This window comes from Saccharomonospora sp. NPDC046836 (assembly GCF_040645195.1).
GTDB lineage: Bacteria > Actinomycetota > Actinomycetes > Mycobacteriales > Pseudonocardiaceae > Prauserella_A.
Window position 1 is genome coordinate 354866 of the sequence record NZ_JBEYXW010000002.1, and the last position, 14566, is coordinate 369431.

At 69.2% G+C, this 14566-nt stretch carries 12 protein-coding genes; 8 read left to right on the top strand and 4 right to left on the bottom strand.

Annotation, left to right across the window (positions count from 1 at the left end; genetic code table 11):
* Positions 1 to 10: 10 nt before the first annotated feature.
* The gene (locus ABZ863_RS04755) at positions 11 to 3382 is read right to left on the bottom strand and encodes a glycosyltransferase (protein ID WP_358531099.1); all 3372 of its coding nucleotides are present in this window, start codon (positions 3380 to 3382) and stop codon (positions 11 to 13) included.
* A gap of 35 nt (positions 3383 to 3417) precedes the next feature.
* On the opposite strand from ABZ863_RS04755, the gene ABZ863_RS04760 reads away from it, so the two are divergent.
* Positions 3418 to 4083, top strand: a complete 666-nt coding sequence (locus ABZ863_RS04760) for a hypothetical protein (RefSeq protein ID WP_358531101.1) — start codon at positions 3418 to 3420, stop codon at positions 4081 to 4083.
* Between the two features lie 417 nt (positions 4084 to 4500).
* Here the strand turns inward: ABZ863_RS04760 and ABZ863_RS04765 are convergent, their stop codons facing one another.
* A complete protein-coding gene (locus ABZ863_RS04765; RefSeq protein WP_358531258.1) occupies positions 4501 to 5421 on the bottom strand; it encodes a carbohydrate-binding protein CenC in 921 nt (306 codons plus the stop codon).
* A 594-nt stretch (positions 5422 to 6015) separates the two neighbouring features.
* Between ABZ863_RS04765 and ABZ863_RS04770 the strand changes: the two genes are divergently transcribed.
* The 4 genes from ABZ863_RS04770 (at position 6016) to ABZ863_RS04785 (ending at position 9953) form a co-directional block, all read left to right on the top strand.
* A complete protein-coding gene (locus ABZ863_RS04770) occupies positions 6016 to 6762 on the top strand; it encodes a GAF and ANTAR domain-containing protein (RefSeq protein ID WP_358531103.1) in 747 nt (248 codons plus the stop codon).
* A 189-nt stretch (positions 6763 to 6951) separates the two neighbouring features.
* Positions 6952 to 8652 carry a GAF domain-containing protein gene (locus tag ABZ863_RS04775; protein WP_358531105.1) on the top strand — a complete coding sequence of 567 codons (1701 nt, stop codon included), beginning with the start codon at positions 6952 to 6954 and terminating at the stop codon, positions 8650 to 8652.
* 104 nt (positions 8653 to 8756) lie between these two features.
* Positions 8757 to 9398: a dienelactone hydrolase family protein gene (locus ABZ863_RS04780; protein WP_358531107.1), complete on the top strand. Its 642-nt coding sequence runs from the start codon at positions 8757 to 8759 to the stop codon at positions 9396 to 9398.
* A gap of 72 nt (positions 9399 to 9470) precedes the next feature.
* On the top strand, positions 9471 to 9953 hold the full coding sequence (locus tag ABZ863_RS04785; protein ID WP_358531109.1) for an adenosine-specific kinase: 483 nt from the start codon (positions 9471 to 9473) through the stop codon (positions 9951 to 9953).
* Here the strand turns inward: ABZ863_RS04785 and ABZ863_RS04790 are convergent.
* Positions 9941 to 11296 carry a nicotinate phosphoribosyltransferase gene (locus ABZ863_RS04790; protein ID WP_358531111.1) on the bottom strand — a complete coding sequence of 452 codons (1356 nt, stop codon included), beginning with the start codon at positions 11294 to 11296 and terminating at the stop codon, positions 9941 to 9943. The genes ABZ863_RS04785 and ABZ863_RS04790 overlap by 13 nt on opposite strands.
* Before the next feature lie 188 nt (positions 11297 to 11484).
* Here ABZ863_RS04790 and ABZ863_RS04795 point away from each other — a divergent pair, with 188 nt between their 5' ends.
* Complete coding sequence (locus ABZ863_RS04795; RefSeq protein WP_358531113.1) at positions 11485 to 11886, top strand: hypothetical protein; 402 nt, start codon at positions 11485 to 11487, stop codon at positions 11884 to 11886.
* Between the two features lie 9 nt (positions 11887 to 11895).
* Here the strand turns inward: ABZ863_RS04795 and ABZ863_RS04800 are convergent, their stop codons facing one another.
* On the bottom strand, positions 11896 to 12468 hold the full coding sequence (locus ABZ863_RS04800; RefSeq protein ID WP_358531115.1) for a CBS domain-containing protein: 573 nt from the start codon (positions 12466 to 12468) through the stop codon (positions 11896 to 11898).
* A 146-nt stretch (positions 12469 to 12614) separates the two neighbouring features.
* On the opposite strand from ABZ863_RS04800, the gene ABZ863_RS04805 reads away from it, so the two are divergent.
* Both ABZ863_RS04805 and ABZ863_RS04810 read left to right on the top strand, forming a co-directional pair.
* Positions 12615 to 13934, top strand: coding sequence for a phosphoribosyltransferase (locus ABZ863_RS04805; protein ID WP_358531117.1), 1320 nt, complete (start codon positions 12615 to 12617; stop codon positions 13932 to 13934).
* On the top strand, positions 13931 to 14554 hold the full coding sequence (locus tag ABZ863_RS04810; RefSeq protein ID WP_358531119.1) for a DUF2267 domain-containing protein: 624 nt from the start codon (positions 13931 to 13933) through the stop codon (positions 14552 to 14554). The genes ABZ863_RS04805 and ABZ863_RS04810 overlap by 4 nt, the downstream gene beginning before the upstream one ends.
* Positions 14555 to 14566 lie beyond the last annotated feature (12 nt).

Genomic DNA, 14566 nt, shown 5'->3' on the forward strand with positions numbered 1-14566 from the left:
GAACCTGGCTTCAGGCCGGCACCCGCTCCACGGCAGGTGCCCGCGTTCGGACCCGGCCGGGGAGTAGCCGGATGCGCCGTTTCGCGGCGATGTCCTCGGCCCAGCCGAAGGCGACCACGGCGAGGCCCACGAGCACCGCCACGACCGTCAGGTGCGCCCCGGTCGAGTACGGCACACCGAGCCAGCCCATTACCGGAATCGCGACATCGATCGCGATGTTGTGCCAGAGGTAGATCGTGATCGCCCTGGCATTGAACAGCGTGACCAGCCAGCCGAGCGCGGCCCTGCGGTCGAGCCAGTCCAGCGACGGTGACACCCGCAGGAGCAGCAGCACCGCGCCGGTACTGATCAGCCCTTGTGCGAGCGACACGTCGTTGATGTCGAGCGAAACCCGCCCCACCGGATCTTGTAGCAGCCAGGCCACGCCGACGCCGATGGCCGTTCCCGCGGCTGCGAACAACACGGCCGGATGCAGCTGCCGCAGCCGGCCGTCCCGGTGTGCGAACCCGAGTACCCAGCACGCCCCGTAGGTGAGGAAGTCCTGCACGCCATGCGAGAACGGACCGCCACTCCCCAGCCTCGCTCCGAGCAGCGCGTCGACGGCGAGCAACGCCAACGGCGCGAGCACGGTCAGCACCGGCCGCCGGTTGTACGCCCGCAGCAGCAACGGTGTGAGCAGGACGAACCAGATGTAGGCGCGCAGATACCACAGCACGACGGCCGCGTTCTGGCCGATCCCCCAGTCGTTGGCGGGCGGATCGAGAATCGGGAAGATCCAGAACATCAGGTCCGGCACGTTGAGGACGTACCGGTCGTGTTCGTCGGTCGCGATCGTGTTCCAGCCGTGCAGCAGCATCAACGGCACCATGATCACCGCGAGCAACCACAGTGGTGGCAGCAGGCGGCGAATACGCCGGCCCATGACGTCCACCGCTGGGCTGGTGCCCATCGAGCGTGCCGTGAGCGAGCCACCGAGGGCGAACATCACGCCCATCGCAGGGAAAGCCAGGCTCAGCCAGCCCCAGCCCGTGGTGTGGTAGATGACGACACGCACCAGGGCGGCCATCCGCAGCACGTCGAGCCAGCGCTCGCGCACCGGCGCGGCGACTGCTGCCACCGTCCTGCGCGCGGCGTGCCTGGGCCCGCGCCGCGCCGACGGATCCGCGGCGTCGACAGGTGACTGCTCCGGCTCCGCGTACGCGGCCTGCGCCACCGGCGCCAGCTCCTCCGGTTCCGCGTGGGTCGCCGTCCCGGTACGCTCGGTCCGCTCGTCCCGTGCTTCGGTGCGGCTGGCCGGAAGGCGCCGGTTGCGGAGCACGCCGACCCGGCGCATCCGCTGCCAGCGGATGCGCATCCCCGACAGCGCGACCGTCACCGACTGCAGCAGCACCACGTACATGAGCTGGCGGTACACCAGCTGCTGCGCCGGCAACAGCCACAGTGCACCCTTGCGTTCCCCGTCCAGATGGAACGCGCACGCACCGCCGACCAGCTGGATCACGAGCATCACCAACCACAACAGGATCGTGGTCGCGGGATCCAGGAAGACCAGCCCGTAGATGAGGAACACGTCGATCACCGGTGCGCTGAGCGGCAGCACGATCTGGAAGGAGATGACGTGCAGTAGGCCGAACCTGCCGATACGACCGCTCGCACCGCGCTGGAAGATCGCCCGCCGGTGCTTCCAGATCGCCTGCATCGTGCCGAATGTCCATCGGTACCGCTGCTGCCACAGCTGGCGCGCGGTCGCGGGTGCCTCGGTCCAGGTCACGGCCGTGTCCTGGTACACGATGCGCCACCCCGCCCGCCCGATGGCCAGTGTGAGGTCGGTGTCCTCGGCGAGAGTCTCGGAGCTGAGCCCGCCCACCTCGATGAGCACCCGGCGACGGAAAGCGCCACCCGCGCCGGGAATCGTCGCCATGGACTGCGTGCGGTCGTGCACACGCCGGTCGACGTTGAAGCCGATGACGTACTCGATGTGCTGCAGCCGCGTGAGGAACGTGTCCCGGTTGGCGATCTTGACGTTCCCGGCCACGGCGCCGACCTGTGGGTCGGCGAACGGCTGCACCAGCTCGCGCACGGTGTCCGGCTCGAGCATGGTGTCACCGTCCACCATGACGATCAGCTCGTTGTTGGCGTGGGCGATGCCGGTGTTGAGCGCCGCCGCCTTGCCGGCGTTGGGCTGACGGATCACCCGCACCTGCGGCAGGCCGAGCCGTTCCACGATCTCCGCTGTGTCGTCTGTGGACCCATCGTCGACGACGATGACCTCGACACGCTGGGTACTGGCGACCGCGGAGCGCACGGTGGTCTCGATGTTGGCCGCCTCGTTGTAGGCGGGCACGATCACCGTGACCGGCTCGGTCACCGGCGGGCCCCAGCTCCAGTCCTTGCTGCGCCGTTGCCGCGCATGGCCCCGCGCGGCGATCACCATGATCAGCAACCGCAGCGCTGTGAGCACCCCGACGACCACCAGCAGCATTTTCAGTCCTGTGACTATGGTCATCGAGACACCGACCACCGCCACCAGCAACGTGCCGGGCAGCCGGTCGGTCGCGGGCGCAGGCGGGTTCGACGGCGGCAGTTCGAGAGCACCACTGACCGTCGTGAACCGGTAGCCCTGCGCTTGCAGCCGCGGGATCAACACCTCCAGCGCCGCCACCGTCTGCGACCGGTCACCACCGGAGTCGTGCATGAGGACGGTCCCACCGGCCCCGTTCGCCGGAACGGAGTTGCGGACGATCGCGTCCACACCCGGCTTGTGCCAGTCATCGCTGTCGGCGTCGGTGAAGACGCTCACGTAACCGCGATCCCCCACCGCCTCGACGACGCCGTATCCGGGGTTGTCCAGTGCCGCCGCGCTCGAGGAGAACGGCGGGCGGAACAACCGGCTGGTGATTCCCGCGGCACCGATCAGCGCCAGCTGGGACTGATCGAGCTCGCGCTCCAACCGCCACTGCGGAACGTGCGCGAGGTCAGGATGGGTGTAGGTGTGCACGCCGAGTTCGGAGCCTGCGTCGCGGATCTGGCGAATCAGGTCCGGGTGGCGTGCGGCCATGGCGCCGAGCACGAAGAACGTGCCGGGCACGTCGTGCTTTCGCAGCACCTCGAGTATGCGCGGTGTCCATTCCGGATCGGGTCCGTCATCGAACGTCAGAACGATGGTGCGGTCGGGTATCTCCCGCGACACGACCTCATCGGCCGTGGTGTCGACGATGGAACCGCCCCCGTGAACCGAGCCCGGTACCTGGTCCGCTGCCACCAGATCCCGCGCCGAGGCTTCGTTGGCGACTTCGGCGCTCGACCAGCCCGCGACGATGAGCATGCCGACGAGCACGAGGCCCATGATTGTGGCGACCAGCCATGATCCCTTGATTCGCATTCCACCACCGCTACTTGCCGAGCACGGAAAGGTTGTTGACGACTGCGTCGACCACCGACTGGCTCACCGGCACGAACCTGCTGGCCGCCGGCGGCTGCGGCTGGGTCGGCGGATCGCCAGGCGGCGGGTTCGCCGGAAGCGACGGATCTGTCGTCGGCGGGTTGGTGAGCGATGGGTTGGTCGGCGGATCGGTCGGCAGCAGGTTGCTGGGCGGTTGGTTCGTCGGCGGGTTCGTTGGTTGGTTGCTCGGTGGGTTCGTCGGCGGGTTGGTCGGTGGCACGTTGCTCGGCGGCGGATTCGTCGGCGGCGGATCCGTTGGCAATGGGTTGCTGGGCGGTGGGTTCGTCGGTTGGTTGCTCGGCGGCGAATCCGTCGGCGGCGAATCCGTCGGTGGGCTCGTTGGTTGGTTCGTCGGTGGGCTTGTCGGCGGGTCGGTGGGCGGGGTCGTCGGTTCGTTGCTCGGCGGGTCGGTCGGCGGGGTCGTCGGTTCGTTGCTCGGCGGGTCGGTCGGCGGGGTCGTCGGTTCGTTGCTCGGCGGGTCGGTCGGCGGGCTTGTCGGTTCATTGCTCGGAGGGCTCGTGGGTGGTTGCTCCACAGGCGGTCGCGGCTGCGGTTCAACGGGCACGACAGGTCGCGGCTGCCGCGTCCGCGGCGCTTCGCCTTGTTCGTCACCGAGCAGCCCACGGTTCGTTGTGGACTGATTCGCGGGCGGCACCGGTCGTTTCGGTACGGCCGCGGGGCCGTTCGCGTAGATCTCCGCGGCGCGATTGACGTCCGAGCCGAATCGCGGCCCGTCCGATGTGCCGCCTTGCGGCGACGAGTCGGCCTGCGGCACTTCCGCATCGCCGGGTGCCGGACGGGCCGCCTGTCTTTCCGGGCCTGTCTGGGGCGAGAACACCGTGGCGGGCTGCTCGGCGAGCAACATGCCGCAAAGGACCATCGCCGCGACACCACCGCTGCCGGTCACGCCGGCGGTCAACCGGACCCAGATCCGACGGCGGCCACGCGGGTCGAAGAATACGGGCCGTGTCGAGTCCGGCTCTCCCAGACGCGTCAACTGCCTGTCCTGGTCCACAATGATCTCCTGTCCGTACACATTTCGATGGCGGCAGTGGTTGTCACACCAGTGCCGCCGTGAAGGCGTAACGCTGCTGCGCCACACCGCTGCAGTGGTTCTGGGCCGTCGCCGCGCCGGCACAGCGGCCGGTGTCGCGGCCGAGCGACCAGAAACCGAGAAACCCGATGGCGTTGCGGCCGGCGTACTCCCGCAGGGCGCGCGCGTCATGCAGAGTCGTGACCGGACCGGTGTCGTTACGCCCGGCCATGAAGGTCAGCCCGAGCCGGCGGTACGCCGTGTCGCGGCCGTCCCCCGGCCAGATCTGCGCGATCTGACCCGTCACCGACTCCGCTGCCTGCAGCAGTGATGCCTGCCAGTCCTGGCCTTCCGGGAAGTTCATGATCATCGCGTTGACGATGACGTCGACACCGCGCGCGGCGAGGGCGCGCACCATGGTGGTGGCCTCACGCGTCAACCCGCGCTGCGCATCGAGGACCTCCACCGTCGTGGTGATCCCTATGCCGTCCGCGTGAACCGCGGCCAGCGCGTCCGCGACCATGTCGACCGGGATCTCCGCTTCGATGTCGAGATCGAGCCGGTCCGCACCCGTAGCACTCAGCGCGGTCCGATACGCCGCAGCGAGCTCCGCCGCGCTCCCACAGGTGTTCTCCAGATAGGTGCCGCTCGCCCCGCCGGTGGCCACAGTCACCGCGCTGCCGGCAGCCCGCACCCGGTCGATCTCGGCCAGCAGTGCCGGATCATCGACAGCACGCTGCGAGTTCCACGTCGGTGTGCACGGCGTCTCGCCTGCCAGCAGGAACGCCAGCACGAAGCGGTTCACGGGGGCGGCCGTCAGTGCCGCTGTCATACCCGTGTCCGCCGATCCCACGTAGACGTAGGGCCCGGCCGTCATCGGCTGCGGCTGCCGCTGCTCCACCGCAGCCGAACAGGCTGCGAGCAGCACTGAGCACAACACGATCACCAAGCCATTTCCGCGTCTAGGTAGGCCGTTGTCCGCCCGTCTCACTGACTAGAACCTCCACCCGGCCGCCCAGCACAATGCCGAAAAGGCACGGCTGGGCTGGAGAAACCGGGAAAATAAATCTCGTACCGTCACAATGATCAGGTGCCGCCCCCGCCGCGGCACCTGATGTCTGTGATGTGGGCATTACGGTCGAGTCGTACCCTCCCCGGCGATGGCGGACCCGCCATTTCCGGGCGGCGCATGGGGACCCGCACCGAGTGGTGCGGAGGGTATTGCCGACCGAAGATTCGCTTCCCAGATACCGCCCTGTGCGACCGCGCCGGAGCACCGGTCTCAGGCGGTGCTGCCGGGGTCTCGAGCGGCATCCCGAACATACGACGCTGTCCCGGAACGGTCAACGCGGGCCCCCAAAAATCGCGAAATCCCTGTGGTTGCGAATAATTGGTTAGGAAGTGGGTACTTTCACGTGCCTTCTGTCGGAGATCGTGCACTCACCGTTGTGCCAGGCCGGTGAACCTGCACTCATGCACGTAACGGGTGTTCGGTGAGACCCGACCTCACGGCAGGGGAATCGGACGTGGGGAGGAAATGATGCGCACAGGCCAGCTTTCGGCCGCCAGCATCGCGAGTGCGATGATCGCGCTCGTCGATACGGCGGTTTCGGACGTCGATGTGGCCCGGTACGCCGAGAAGCTCACTGCGCGGTGCCTTGACCTGCTGGGGGTTCAGGCCGCCGCGCTCCTGCTCGCCTACCCGGAGCCGCCGTTGCGCCCGGTGGCCGCATCGAGCGACGAGGCCCGCGCCGTACTCGACCTGCACGCCGAGGACACGGACGGCCCCGCGATGGACTGCTTCACCAAAGGCGTCGCGGTGACCGTGCCCGACCTGGCCGCGGAAACGCACCGCACACCGGCGTTGGCGGCAGCCACCCAGGCGGGATACGCGGCATGGCACACACTTCCCGTCCGCCTGCGCGAGGAGATGATCGGAACGCTGAGCCTGTTCAGCACCGATCGTGGACCGCTGCCGACCGCGGTACAGGGCGTCGGCCAGGCGTTAGTGGACGCTGCTGCCGTTGGCCTTGCGCACCGCCGTGAGCTGACCCGAAGTAGCGCGCTCGCGCAGCAGTTACAGACAGCGCTCGACACCAGGATCGTGATCGAGCAGGCCAAGGGGATACTGGCGGCGCAACAGGACTGCACTGTCGACGAGGCGTTTCAACGGCTACGCCGGCACGCCCGCAACACCAACCAGCGCATCCACGACCTCGCACACGACATCGTCGCCGGCAAGCCCGGCCAGACCGTGCCGCACGGGCCGCGCCACCATCGCGCCTGAGCAGGCCACAACCACGTCCACCCTGGTCAAGGTTGCCGATCGGCACTATGCCGACTAGTTTCGTTAGCGCCCCAGTCCCTGGCAAGTGAGGGCTCGAGCCGGAGCCACATTCCCTGGACTGATAAGGCAGGCGTTGGCGTGGTGGAAACTGACTCGACACCGTCTCAGCAGGCCCCGGGGTACCAACCGGTGAGCCGCGAGTTGACCGGACTGAAACTGGATGAACTGCTCGCCGGAGTCCAGCAGAGACTCGCGGAGATCGCGCATACGCGGGACCGGCTGCAGGAACTTCTCGACGCCGTCCTCGCCGTGGGAACCGGACTGGAACTGCATTCGACCTTGCAACGTATCGTGCATGCGGCAGTACAACTCGTCGACGCCCGCTATGGCGCACTCGGTGTCCTCGATGCCACTGGGGAAGGCCTGGCGGAGTTCGTCTACGACGGGATCGACCCGGAAACCCGCGCACGGATGGGCCATCTGCCCGAAGGCCACGGCGTTCTCGGCTTGCTCATCAAGGAACCGCGTCCCATCCGGCTGCCCGACATCACGCAGCACCCCACCTCGGTCGGCTTTCCGCCGAACCATCCGCCCATGCGGAACTTCCTCGGGGTTCCCGTGCGGGTGCGCGACCACGTTTTCGGCAATCTCTATCTGACCGAGAAAAAAGGTGGCGGGGAGTTCAGCGTCGACGACGAGATCGTCCTGCGTTCCCTGGCCGCCGCCGCTGGCGCTGCCGTGGAGAACGCGCGCCTGTTCGAGCATTCCAGAATGCGGGAACGCTGGCTCGGCGCGATCTCCAGCATCAACACCACACTGCTCGCCGGCGCCTCGACCGGGGATGCGCTGCAGGCGATCGCGGCATCGGCGAAGGACCTCGCCGACGCCGGTGCGGCACTCGTCCTGCTCACGAGTCCGGATCAGGCGACGCTGTCGGTCGGCGCCGTCACGGGTGGCGGGCTGGAACGGTTGCTCGGGGTCACTGTTGCGTCGACCGACCGTGTGGTGGGCGATGTGGCACGCACCGGGGAGCCGAAGATCATCCCCGACCTCGCCCAGCTGTCCCGGGCGAACGCGCCGCTCATCGGCGACGAGTTCGGCCCCGCTGTGGTCGCGCCGCTGCGCACAGCCACACGCACGAGTGGTGTCCTGCTCGCCATCAGGGAGAAAGGCAGCGAGCAGTTCACCGAGCAGCAGGTGTCGATGCTGTCCTCACTGGCCGCGCAGGCCATGGTCGCCCTCGAGTTCGCCGACAAACAGGACAACGAGCGGCAGCTCGCGTTGCTCGCCGATCGCGACCGCATCGCGCAGAGCCTGCACGACCACGTCATCCAGCGGCTGTTCGCGACAGGCATGAGCCTGGAAGGCACACTGCGGCGCATCTCCGATCCCAAGTCACGCGAGCGCATCCGGGACGCGGTCGAGAAGCTCGACGAGGTGGCCAGGGAGATCCGCACCTCGGTGTTCGATCTGCACGCCGCCAACGAACGCCGGCCGCACAGCCTGCGTCGCAGGCTGCTGGACATCATCGCCGAACTGTCCGCGAGCAGCACGGTCGCGCCGACGATCCGCATCGACGGCGCGGTGGACAGCGTGGTGCCTGCCACCATGGGCGAACACGTCGAGGCCGTGGTCAGGGAAAGTCTGAGCAACGCCATCCGGCACGCCAACGCCACCGACATCCGGGTCGATGTGGAAGCCGCCGACCAGCTGGTCATCACCGTCAGCGACAACGGTGTCGGCGTTCCCGAGACGGCACGTCGCAGCGGGCTGTCCAACCTGGAGCAACGAGCAAGGACCTGCGGCGGTGAAGGCGTCATCACGAGCAGTCCCGGCAAGGGCACGCAGGTGCGGTGGACCGCGCCGCTGCCGGCACGGGAGCCGGACTGATCGCGTGAAAGTGTGGGCGTCACGCCCGCGCGGGCACTTCGGCCCTATTTGCACGGGGCGTTGGCTCCTGGTTACCCAGGGCATTCGCCGGGTCGACTGAGTGCATGTCCGATATCGACCTCGTGACGGGCTACGGCCACATGCCGACCTACGTCGCGACACCGTCCGGTGCGGGACCGTGGCCGGGCGTCGTGGTGGTCCACGACTTCACCGGCATGACCCGTGACCTGCGCGCCCACGCAGACTGGCTGGCGGGCAACGGTTTCCTTGCCGCCGCACCGGACCTCTACTACTGGGGCGGCCGCCTGCGGTGCCTGCGTGCGATCATGCGCGAGCTCGGCGCGCGCCAGGGCCGGACGTTCGACGACATCGAGACCGTCCGCGCATGGCTGCGCACGCATTCGGCGTGCACCGGCAGGATCGGTGTGCTCGGCTTCTGTGTCGGCGGCGGCTACGCCGTGCTGTTGTCCGGCCACGACCTGTCGACGCCGGGTGTCTTCCGTGGCGGGCTTCCCGCGCATGCGCATCCCGCACTGGCGGGGGCGTGCCCGACCGGTTGCGGTTTCGGTGGCCGCGATCGCATCGCCGGTGCGCGGCCCGTCGATCAGCTGCAGCGCATACTCACCGAGCTGAGCGCGGAGCGCGACCTCACGATCTATCCCGGCGCCGGGACCGGGAATGCGCCACTGCTGAGTGTGCTCGCCCAACTCCGCTACCCGCTGCGGCAGCGTGCCGCGCCGCGGTGAGGGCCGAGGTGCCCCTGCGCACGGGACCTTCGACACTCACGACGCGCGAGGACCGCGAGCACACTGCCGCGCATGGCATTCACGGCGATCAGGGTCGACAAGCCCAACGGGCTCAACGTCATCATCGGCCAGACCCACTTCGTCAAGACGGTGGAGGATCTGCACGAGGCACTCGCCGGCACCAGCCCGCACCTACGCTTCGGACTGGCCTTCTGTGAGGCGTCAGGACCACGCCTGGTCCGGCATTCGGGCAACGATTCCGACCTGACCGCGCTGGCGGTCAAGAACGCACAGGCGATCGGTGCGGGACATTCGTTCCTGGTGTTCCTGCGCGAGGGTTATCCACTCAACGTGCTCACCGCACTCAAGGCGGTACCCGAGGTGTGCACGATCTTCTGCGCGACAGCCAACCAGGTCGATGTGCTGGTCGCCGGGACGGGGCTCGGGCGCGGCATTGTCGGCGTGGTGGACGGCGCGACGCCGCTGGGCGTCGAGACGGAGGCCGATCAGGCCGAACGAAGGGCGTTCCTGCGCACGATGGGCTACAAGCTGTGAGACGGGCCGCGATCTGGTCCACTTCGGACACCCGTCGGCCGCTCGGACAGAGCGAGCAGCGCGGCGGAGTGCCGGACGGGCACGGTGTCCGGCGCCCGCAGCCGGCACACCGCACGGGGAAGCCAGGCCAGGTCGTGGTCGAACCTGTCCCGCGCCTCGCTGACCTTCTCCCTGGTCTCCGCGGGATGCGCACGCCTGCCACCGTGCATCACCCTCGCCAGTAACGGTTCCGCGCGCGGTGGCGGCGCCTCCTGCCGTAACGCCAGCATATCCGGCTCGCCGGGCGCGCGCCGGTAGACCTGCTTCGCACCCGGTACGCTGACTTTGCCGGGCGAGAGCTTGCGGACCGGCCGTCCGGCGTACTCGACGAGTTTGTACGCGCTGTCCAACGATGGCGCGTCGGCCGACACCCCGAACCTGGTTCCCACTCCGTAGGAGTCGATGGGCGCGCCGGAAGCGACCAGCGCGGCGAGCTCGTGCTCGTCCAGCCCGCCGCTGGCCACGATCCGCGCCCGGCGCAGGCCCGCCGCATCCAGCAGCCGCCGCGCCGCGTGGGCGAGTTCGGACAGGTCACCGGAGTCGAGGCGGATGCCGACCCTGTCATCGGGCAGTGCGAGCTTCCCGGCCACCTCGATGGCCGCCCGTACCCCGCCCACCGTGTCGTAGGTGTCGACGAGGAACACCGCGTTGTCCGGAAAGTCCTCGGCGAAGGCGGTGAACGAGGCGGCCTCACTGGGAAAGGCCTGCACATAGGAATGCGCCATCGTGCCGAGCGGCGTCAGGCCGAACTCGCGCGCGGCCGCGACGTTACTCGTACCTGCGAAGCCCACCACGGCCGCCGCACGCGCCACCGCGAGCGCCGCGCCGAGACCGTGGGCGCGGCGTGCCGCGAAGTCGATCAGCTCGGCATCCGGCGCGGCGATCCGGCACCGCGCGGCCTTCGTCGCCACCAGCGACTGGAACGTGACGAAGTTCAGCAGCGCCGTTTCCACGAGTTGTGCCTGCGGCAGCGGGGCGGTGACCTCCAGTAGCGGCTCGCCCGCGAACACCACACGTCCCTCGGGGACCGCCCAGACGTCACCGTCGAACCGCAGCCGGGCGAGCGCGTCGAGATCGGCCCGGGCCATACCGAGATGGTCGCGGAGGTAGGCCAGTTCGTCGTCGGCGAAGCCGAACCGCTCGAGGAAAGTGAGACAGTCCGCGAGCCCGGCGGCCACCAGAAAACCGCGATCGTGGGGCAGGGTGCGGGCGAACAGGCTGAACGTGGCGGGCTCGGTCATGCCACGGCGCAGGTAGCTCACCGCCATCCGGATCTCGTACAGATCGGTGTGCAACGCCGTCATGGGCCAACAAACTACGAACCGCCGCCCTGCCGTGACAGGGCTGGGTGACCGGCACAGCGGGGACTTTCGCCCCTTCCCACCAGGTTTCCGGCCGAGGACGCTGGGGACAGCGGAGCCTGCCGGCGACCACCGTCCACAGTGACTCGCCACAGTAGACGCTGTTCGCGCATGGGCAGAGGGGGTCGGCGATGACGGTTACCTCGCTGAGTCACGAGGACTGCGTCAGGCTGGTCGCCGCGCCGGACCGCGGCCGGGTGGGACTACTGTCGGTCGACGGGAACCGTCCGGTCCCGCTGGTCTGCTTCGTGCAGACGGATGGCGACGTCCTCATCCCGACCGGCGAGGACCGCACGCTGTTACGTGCCGCCGCCGGAAGGCCGGTCACCGTCGAGTTCACCCACCCGGACCCGGACGGCGACAGCAGCTGGACGATCGTCGCGATCGGGCTGGCGAAACCGCTCAACCGAAGGGACGAGCCTGCCGGGTTTCCCTACACCAGCGGAGCGCTCGCAATGCTGGAGGCGTTCCGCAACGGGTTACGGGTGCGGGTCGCACGGCTGGAAGGTCACCCCGCAGGGGCCGGGCGGTGAACGCCGCCGTCAGACCTCCGCCTTCACGCTGGAGACCTCGGCACTGCTGACACCCGGCACGGTCCTGGCCAATGCCTCGATCGTCTGCCGCTCCGCCGCATCGGTGAACTCACCGCGAATGGCGGCGACGCCGCCCACGACGTTCACCGACCACCGTCGCCGTGGCCCGGCGTACTCGGCCAGCACGGCACGCAGTGCGGCGGCGATCGTGTCGTCCTGCCGTACCAGCGAGCGCAGCAGGTCCCTGCGGCTGATCACACCGATCAGCACACCGTCATAGACCACCGGCACGCAGCGACGCCGGTCTCTGAGCATGTGCTCGGCAATGCGGGCCACATCCGTGTCGGCGTCGACGACCTCGACCGGTGTGGTCATCATCGAGCCCACGGCCGCCTCGGCCGACAGGCCTGCGGCACTGCGCAGGGCATCGGCCTCGCTGAAGATGCCGAGCACCCGATCTTCGGAGTCGACCACCGGCAGCGCCGCGAAACCGTGCTCCACGAGCGCCGCGATCGCGTCCCGGATCAGGGTGTCGGGGTGCACCGTCATCACCGGCCGGGTCATGATGTCCCTGGCATCCATCGCGTTTCTCCACTACTCGTCTCGCCCGACGACCATGGCCACGACGCTAGGAGCCGGACCCGGGCCGAAGCTGCCTGCGTTGGTCCTGCACCGGCGGGACCTTCGACACTGGCTCGCACCGGGTGGCGCCGCGGGACGCTGACGTCGTGCCCTTCGTGGATCGCGCCGATGCCGGGCGGCGGCTCGCCGGACGGCTGGCGGAGCTGCGCGGTCAGGACGTGGTGGTGCTGGGCCTGCCCCGTGGCGGGGTGGCGGTCGCAGGCGAGATCGCACGGGCACTGCAGGCGCCGCTGGACGTCATCGTGGTGCGGAAACTGGGCGTTCCCTACCAGCCGGAGCTCGCGATGGGCGCGATCGGTGAGGACGGTGTTCGCGTCATCGATCCGGAGGTCATGCGGGCCTGTCAGGTGACCCCGGCCGAACTCGCCGGCATCGAGGCCACCGAACGCACCGAGCTCGAACGGCGCGCCCGCCACTTCCGGGGCGGCCGGGCCCGCATCCCGTTGCGGGGCCGCATCGCGCTCATCGTCGACGACGGCGTCGCCACCGGCTCCACGGCGCGCGCGGCCTGCCGGGTGGCCAGGGCGGAGGGCGCAAAGCGGGTCGTTCTCGCGCTGCCCGTCGGGGCGCCGCGGGCTGTCGCTGCGCTGCGGCGGGAAGCCGACAGCGTGGTGTGCCTGGAAACCCCGTCCTGGTTCCACGCGGTCGGCCAGTGGTACGAGGACTTCCAGCAGGTCACCGACGACGAGGTGCTCGAACTCCTGCACAACGCAGGGGAACCCGGTTCCGTGCGACCCGCGCGGTCCGATCCGTCCGCCCGTGACGAGGAGGTCGAGGTCCTCGCGGGCCGGATACCGCTCGCCGGACACCTCACCATCCCGGAACACTCGCCAGGGATCGTGGTGTTCGCGCACGGAAGTGGCAGCAGCCGGCACAGCCCCCGCAACCGGCACGTCGCCGGAATACTCCATGACGCCGGTCTCGGCACGCTGCTGTTCGATCTGCTCACCCGCCACGAGGAGGTCGACCGCAGGCTCGTCTTCGACATCCAGTTGCTCGCCGGGAGGCTGCGCGACGCGACCGTCTGGTTGAGCTCCCAGCCCGGCTGCCGGGAGGCCGGGCTCGGGTACTTCGGCGCCAGTACCGGTGCCGCGGCGGCGTTGTGGGCGGCTGCCGACTCCGCCGCCGGTATCGCCGCGATCGTCTCCCGTGGCGGCAGGCCGGACCTCGCCACCGAGGTGCTGCACCGGGTACGCGCGGCGACCCTGCTCATCGTCGGCGGCAACGACTCGTTCGTGCTGGAGCTCAACCGCGCTGCCGCACAACGGCTGCGCTGCGAGAAGCAGCTCGCCGTGGTTCCGGGTGCCAGCCACCTTTTCGAGGAACCAGGAACCCTCGACCACGCCGCGCGGCTGGCCCGGGACTGGTTCCTCGCCCATTTCGGCTCCACCGGGAGGACCACATGACACATCACGACGACCCGTTCGCCCGTACCTACAACACCGCGTGCGAGTGGCTGGCGACCGTGGCACAGGCGCTGGGCACCCGGGACCGCCGGTTCACCTACCGGGTACTGCGCGCCTGGCTGCATGTCCTGCGTGACCGGCTCACCGTCGAGGCGGCCGCGCATTTCGCCGCCCAGCTACCGGAACTGTTGCGCGGCACCTTCTACGACGGCTGGGTCCCGAGCAAGCAGCCACAGCGTTTCAGCGTCGAGGAGTGCATCACGCGAGTCTCGACCGAGGCCACTGTGCGCCGCGCCGATGTGCGGCAGGTGATCGGAGGCGTGACCACGGGAATGCGGGAGCTGCTTTCGACCGGGGCCCTCGACCATGCGCTGGACCAGTTGCCGAAGGACCTGCGCGAGCTGTTCACCGGCGCGCAGCTGCCGGCCACCCCGCTGCCGGCCGAGCCGGGGCTGGCCGACCAGCTGCGGGGTGTCCGCGACGACGTGGAGCTGCTCGCCGACGCCGTCGCCACCCTCGCCAGGGGACTGGCGGAGAACTCGGCGAGCCCGCCCCTCGGCGAGCGCGGCGCGGAAGCCGCCAGGACCGTCAAGCGGATCATGCTCGCCCGCCAATCCTGATGCGGGGCTACT